We start from the raw sequence: 6,076 nt of genomic DNA, 5'->3' as shown, positions 1-6,076 counted from the left end.
GCCCCGGAGGCAGCGGCACGGCTTCGGCACGAGAGGGAAGTCGCGGGCTTCGGTACGAGAGCGGAGTCGCGGGCTACGAGCGGGGAAGTCGCGGGCGCCGGGCCCGGACGTGGCGGAGCCCGGGAGTCGTATCCAGCTCCCGGGCCCCTGGGGTTGCCACCCAATTGCGCTTGCCAGCGCCGTTTAAGAGTGCGGATCAGTCGTCAGACCGTCGCGTTCTTCCATTGAACTACCGCGCCGTGAAGAGGTGCAGGCCGGATTCGAACCAGCATTCAACGGTGTTCGTCCGTACTCGGTCGATCTGGCAATCGGCGGCGATACTGAAGCTGGAGCGAGAGTCTGAGATTGATCGCGGCTGCCTCTGCCATGTTGGGCCACCCCGGCCTGTGGTGCCGGGGGGAGGACTCGAACCTCCACCGTTACCGCGTCTTCAGGCTGAACGTCAGTTTCAGCTTGCGCTCATCACACGGGACGGACCTCAATTCCGCCTCGCGCATGGTGCGCACCCCCACGACATGCGCGGGGGCGTTCTGTGGGTGCCACCTCGCGTCCGGCGTCAGCCGAACAGGTAGCCGAACACCGCGTCCCCGACCCGCCGGTCGGTGACCTCGGCGCCGTTGGCCTCCTCACGGGCGAACTTCACCGCGTGCTGGAGCTTCTCGACCCGCTCCAGCAGCTCGTTCACCCGCCGTGCGGGAAGCGCTCCGGAGAACTTCACGGTCGTCCAGTAACCGATGGGCACGTCCTCGTAGTACACGTCGACCTGCGCCGGGTGCTTGTCGGTCGCCTCGGCCTTGACGTGGTTGCGCGGGACCTTCTTCGTCCGGATCGTGCGGACCGGCTCCGTCTTCCACCAGTCCGTCGACGGGTCGAGCGACCAGGACTCGGAGGCGTCCAGCACCGGAAGCTTCTTCACGAAGGTGTGCAGGTCGGTGAGCTGCTTCTCCAGGAAGAGCAGGTAGCTGACCGGGACTTCGCCCACGACCGTACGACCGTCGACGGTGACGTCCGCCCGGGCCGAGCAGTTGGCCCAGTCCTTCGTCGCGGTCACGTCGAACAGCCGGGTCAGCGACGCGGACATCTCACGCAGCGCCTCCTCGGCCTTGATCTGCACCCGCGCGGACTCGGGCGGAAGCTGCTCGCCCTCTTCGTCCTTCGGCTGGTACGTACGAGAGATGCCGGCCAGCAGTGCCGGCTTCTGCACCTTGTGGTGTGCCGCGGTGATGTCCTGGAGCGACTTGCTCTTGACACCCTTCTCCACGGCGATGATCTGGTTGAGCTTCGCCACTTCGCCCCCTTCGAGTGACAGGAACGTATCGCACCCCCTTTCGATCAGGCGCGTGATTTTCCTTCGCCCACGCCCTGTTGCCCGCGCGCCAGCCGGAGACCGAGGTCGTCGATCGCGAACGTGGGGTGGCTGCGGCGGCGCACGGTGGCGCCGCAGCCGCGTTCCTGCTCGGCCCAGCCGCCGCCGCGGAAGATGCGGTACGAGCCGTAGACCTCCTCGTCGTAGAGGTCCCAGCACCACTCCCAGACGTTGCCCAGCATGTCGTGCAGGCCCCAAGCGTTGGGGGACTTGGCGCCGACATCGTGGGCGCGGCCTGCCGAGTTGCCGTCGTACCAGGCGATGTCGTCGATCTCGCCGTAGCGGTACCCCCTGGTCCCCGCCTTGCAGGCGTACTGCCACTCCGCCTCCGTGGGCAGGCGGTAGCCGTCGGAGGCGGGGTCGCGGATCACCTCGCCGCTCCGCACGTCATGGGAGTAGACCGGGTCCAGTCCGGCGCGGGCCGAGAACCGGTTGCACAACTCGACGGCGTCGTGCCAGCTGACGTTCGTCACGGGCAGGGCGCCGGGCTCGGACGGACCGGGGCCCGCCCCTGTGACGGCGCGGTGCTGTTCGGCGGTGACGGGGCAGCGGCCGAGCAGGAAGGGCTCGATCTCCGCCTCCCAGCGGGCCCCTCGGCGGTCGTCGCGAAGGTCCACGGTGCCGGCCGGGATCCGGACCATGCAGGAGGCCAACTCGTCGTCGGTGAACGCGGGCACGCGGTGAGCCTCTCTGTCCTGGGCGGCAGGAGAGCCGCCACGCGCTCACGCTACGCGGCGCACCGCCGGCCGTCGGCGCACTTCGGCACCTCGGCGGGCCGAAGACGCGGCAACTCCTCAGCCGGAAGCCGGTACCGGCAGGTCCGCGCCGGGTCGGAGGAGAGAACCGCCGCCTGGTGGAGGCGCTGGAGCCGGGCCGACGGCTCCGACCGGACTCGCCGGCGAGGGTCAGGCGGACCCCGCCGAGGTGTGTCCGCTCAGCCGAGCGTGCGGACGGGACCGCCGTCGAGGTAGGCACGGATGTCCTCGACCGCGTCCCCGTAGTACGCCGCGTAGTTGGCCCGGGACACATAGCCCAGGTGCGGTGTGGCCAGGAGGCGCGGCGCGCTGCGCATCGGGTGGTCCGCCGGAAGCGGCTCGACGTCGAACACATCCACCCCGGCACCCGCGATGGCCCCTCGGCGCAGGACGTCGAGCAGCGCGTCCTGGTCGACGATCGCCGCCCGGGAGGTGTTGACCAGATAGCTGCCGGGCCGCATCAGCCCGAGCTCCTTCGCACCCAGCAGCCCACGGGTGCGTTCGCTCAGCACCAGGTGTACGGAGACGAAGTCGCTGGTCTCCAGCAGCTCTTCCTTGGACTCGGCGAAGCCGGCCCCGGCCTCCGCCGCCCGCTCCGGGGTCAGATTCGCGCTCCAGGCCACCACGTCCATGCCGAAGGCGCGGCCGACCGCGGCGACCCGGCTGCCGATCTTCCCCAGCCCGAGGATCCCGAGCCTGCGCCCGTGCAGATCGGCTCCGACGGTGGACTGCCAGGGGCCGCCGTTCCGCAGGGCGTCGGCCTCGGTCACGAGCCCGCGCGCCAGTCCGAGCAGCAGCGCCCAGGTGAGCTCGACGGGCGGGGTGGCCGTGCTGGCGGTGCCGCAGACGGTGACCCCGTGCCTTTCGGCCGCGGCGTAGTCGATGGACGTGTTGCGCATGCCGGAGGCGACGATCAGGCGGAGCCGGGGCAGCCGCTCGATCAGCGTCGCGGGAAACGGCACGCGCTCCCGGAGGGTGACCACTATGTCGAACTCGGCCAGTCGTGCGGCCAGTTCGTCCTCGGTGGCGCAGTGCTCGGCGAAGCTGACCACGTCGATGTCGGCGGCGACGGGCGACCAGTCGGCGGAGGTGGCCGCCACGGACTGGTAGTCGTCGAGCACGGCACAGCGGAGTTTCATGGTGTCTTCCCCTTCGGCGGCACGGCGGTGGTACAGCGGTGGCACTGCGGCAGCACCGGGAAATCTACCGGCCGCGCTCCGGGCTCACGTGTCCAGCCAGGTCTCCCCGTTCCGTGCGACGTCGTAGACGCGCTCCACCTGGGTGGCGGTGAGCACGCCCGTCAGCGGGGCGAGAGCGGATACCTGGCGCTCCCGGTAGACGCTCACGCCGGCCGGGGAGGCGACCACCTCCAGCGCGGCGACGCCGGTGAACACCAGCACGGTCTGGACGGGCACCTCGAAGGCGCAGTGCGCCTCCAGGGCCGCCCGGGCCCGCCGGGCACCGGACCGGTCGTCGAGCGCGTACGGCTGCGCGGTGCCGTCGTCGATCCGCAAGGTGCCGTCCTCGATCCGTACCGATGCTCCGGGACGGTGGTCGGTACTCACGGCGAACACCCCGCCGGGCCCGATGAGCAGGTGCCCGATCTCCGTGCCGTCCGGCAGGGGCACGGAGTGCAGCACCCTCCAGCCGTGCCGGGTCAGCCGTTTGAGCTCGGCCCCGACCCGCCGCTCCCCCGCGAGGGCGCCGCGCCGGGGGTCCCCGTCCCTGTGCCGCCGCAGCGCTCCGGTGGCCACCCTCACGAACGCCCCGGTCCCGGACTCGCCGAGCTGCTCCCGGAGCCCGGCCCCCGGCCGCCGCGAAGCGAGATCGCTCGCGGGTGTCAGCGCGGTCAGGGCAGCCGGCCGTCGGCGCGTCCCGGTCTCGGCACCGGCCACCGGATCCGGCACGGTCGACGCGTCCGGCACGGGCACGGGCACCGCGGGCACCGCGGGCACCGCGGGCACCGCGGGCACCGCGGGCACCGACAGCGCTTCCGGCTGGGGCACGGTCACCGCTTCCCCCACTCCCTCGGGCACGGACACCGGCTCGGCCAGGGGCGCCGCCTCCCGTCCCGCGCCCCGTTTCCGCATCCCCCGCATGGGCGGGATCCTCGGGACCTGTGGCGGCACGGGCGGGCTGGGCGGCCCGGTCGGCGCGTCCTCACCGACGAGGGCCGGCAGGTCCGGGACCTGGCGCGCGAGTGCGTCGGTAACGGCGTCCCGGTAGCGCGGGTGCAGGACCGTGATCGTGCCGCTGCCCCTGTCCGCCCATCCGATCGCGGTGCCGTCCGGCAGGTTCACATAGAGCCGGTCGTGCCCGAAGAGCTGCCATGACGTGACCTTGAGATCCTGCATCGTGCCCCCTCTGTTCACCCCTCCGGCATCCTTGCTCCCTCAGCCTGTACGGCGGGTCGGCCCCCGCACAGGGCGCAGAGCGGGCGCGCGGAGTCGGGAGCACGGCGTTCCGGAGCAGTCCGGGCCCTGTGTGCCCCGGACTGCTCCGGCGCCCCGGTCAGACCAGGGGGAGGCCAGGCGCCGGATAGGCGTCCATCATGGTCCTCACTTCGTCCCTGACCTTGGAAACGGTCGTTTCATCACCTGTACGAGCGGCATCGACCACGAGATCGATCCACTGCGCGACCGCCGCCATCTCGGAGGCGGGAATGCCCCGGGACGTCAGGGCGGGGGTGCCGATGCGGATGCCGGACGGGTCGAAGGGCTTGCGGGGGTCGTAGGGGACGGTGTTGTAGTTGACGACGATCCCGGCCCGGTCGAGCGCCTTGGCCGCGATCTTTCCGGAGACACCCTTGCCGGTGAGGTCCGCCAGCAGCAGGTGGTTGTCCGTGCCGCCGGACACGAGGTCGAAGCCGCGTGCCGCCAGTTCCTCGCCCAGCGCACGGGCGTTGGCGACGACCTGGTGGGCGTACGCGGAGAAGTCCGCCCCGGCCGCCTCCTTCAGCGCGACCGCGATGGCGGCGGTGGTCTGGTTGTGCGGACCGCCCTGGAGCCCGGGGAAGACGGCGCGGTCCACGGCCCTGGCGTGCTCGGCCCGGGTCAGCAGCATCGCCCCGCGCGGCCCGCGCAGGGTCTTGTGGGTGGTGGTGGACACCACGTCGGCGTACGGGGCGGGCGAGGGATGCGCACCCCCGGCGATCAGCCCGGCGATGTGGGCGACGTCGGCCACCAGCACCGCTCCCACCTCACGGGCGATGTCGGCGAACCCGGCGAAGTCGATCACCCGGGGCACGGCGGTGCCGCCGCAGAAGATCACCTTGGGCCGCTCCGCACGCGCCAGGTCGCGCACCTCGTCCAGGTCGACGCGCCCGGTGTCGCGCCGCACTCCGTACCGCACCCCCCGGAACCACGTACCCGTGGCCGAGACGCCCCAGCCGTGGGTGAGGTGCCCGCCCATCGGCAGCGACATCCCGAGGACGGTGTCGCCGGGCTGCAGGAACGCCAGGTAGACGGCGAGGTTGGCCGGGGAGCCGGAGTACGGCTGGACGTTGGCGTGTTCCATCCGGAACAGCGCCTTGGCGCGCTCGACGGCGAGCGTCTCGACCTGGTCGATGACCTGCTGGCCCTCGTAGTAGCGCTTGCCGGGGTAGCCCTCGGAGTACTTGTTCTGCAGGACGGTGCCGGACGCCTCCAGCACGGCGGCGGACACGTAGTTCTCACTGGGGATCAGACGCAGGGTGTCCGCCTGGAGACGCTCCTCGGCGTTCACCAGGGCGGCGAGTTCGGGATCCGCCGCTGTCAGGGCGGGGCGGCGGGAATCGGACGGCTGTACGGCCACGGGGATCCTCCCGGGTCGGTCGCACGGGGCGACATGGACCCGGATGCCCAGGCGGACGGCCCTCCGGCGATGACGCCCCGGGCATGCCCGGAGTGTGCCGCTCCCTCGTGGTCGTTTCCACGGAGCACCCTGCCGGGTACGCGCCAGTCGCGGCACTCCGCAC

The 6,076-nt window shown here is 71.8% G+C and carries 5 protein-coding genes and 1 riboswitch; all 5 genes read right to left on the bottom strand.

The genetic code is table 11. The features are described from left to right. Nucleotides 1-556 precede the first annotated feature (556 nt). The 5 genes from ACFWFI_RS19435 to glyA all read right to left on the bottom strand — a co-directional run bounded on the left by ACFWFI_RS19435 (nucleotide 557) and on the right by glyA (nucleotide 5,913). Nucleotides 557-1,288, bottom strand: coding sequence for a DUF7873 family protein (locus ACFWFI_RS19435; protein WP_387391510.1), 732 nt, complete (start codon nucleotides 1,286-1,288; stop codon nucleotides 557-559). A gap of 44 nt (nucleotides 1,289-1,332) precedes the next feature. Beyond that, a complete protein-coding gene (locus tag ACFWFI_RS19430; protein ID WP_387391513.1) occupies nucleotides 1,333-2,007 on the bottom strand; it encodes a formylglycine-generating enzyme family protein in 675 nt (224 codons plus the stop codon). 293 nt (nucleotides 2,008-2,300) lie between these two features. Then, on the bottom strand, nucleotides 2,301-3,260 hold the full coding sequence (locus tag ACFWFI_RS19425) for a D-2-hydroxyacid dehydrogenase family protein (protein ID WP_387391507.1): 960 nt from the start codon (nucleotides 3,258-3,260) through the stop codon (nucleotides 2,301-2,303). An 84-nt stretch (nucleotides 3,261-3,344) separates the two neighbouring features. After that, on the bottom strand, nucleotides 3,345-4,475 hold the full coding sequence (locus ACFWFI_RS19420; RefSeq protein WP_387391504.1) for a nuclease-related domain-containing protein: 1,131 nt from the start codon (nucleotides 4,473-4,475) through the stop codon (nucleotides 3,345-3,347). A 157-nt stretch (nucleotides 4,476-4,632) separates the two neighbouring features. Next, on the bottom strand, nucleotides 4,633-5,913 hold the full coding sequence (glyA, locus tag ACFWFI_RS19415; protein WP_387391501.1) for a serine hydroxymethyltransferase: 1,281 nt from the start codon (nucleotides 5,911-5,913) through the stop codon (nucleotides 4,633-4,635). A gap of 38 nt (nucleotides 5,914-5,951) precedes the next feature. Beyond that, nucleotides 5,952-6,074: riboswitch (ZMP/ZTP riboswitch) on the bottom strand. Nucleotides 6,075-6,076 lie beyond the last annotated feature (2 nt).

The organism is Streptomyces sp. NPDC060209 (assembly GCF_042728155.1).
Taxonomy (GTDB): Bacteria; Actinomycetota; Actinomycetes; order Streptomycetales; family Streptomycetaceae; genus Streptomyces.
This window is presented reverse-complemented; position numbering and strand designations above follow the sequence as displayed.

Coding starts and splice junctions, on each gene's coding strand:
- ACFWFI_RS19425 (WP_387391507.1), bottom strand. CDS start 3,260: ATGAAACTCCGCTGTGCCGTGCTCGACGACTACCAGTCCGTGGCGGCC.
- ACFWFI_RS19420 (WP_387391504.1), bottom strand. CDS start 4,475: ATGCAGGATCTCAAGGTCACGTCATGGCAGCTCTTCGGGCACGACCGG.
- ACFWFI_RS19430 (WP_387391513.1), bottom strand. CDS start 2,007: ATGGTCCGGATCCCGGCCGGCACCGTGGACCTTCGCGACGACCGCCGA.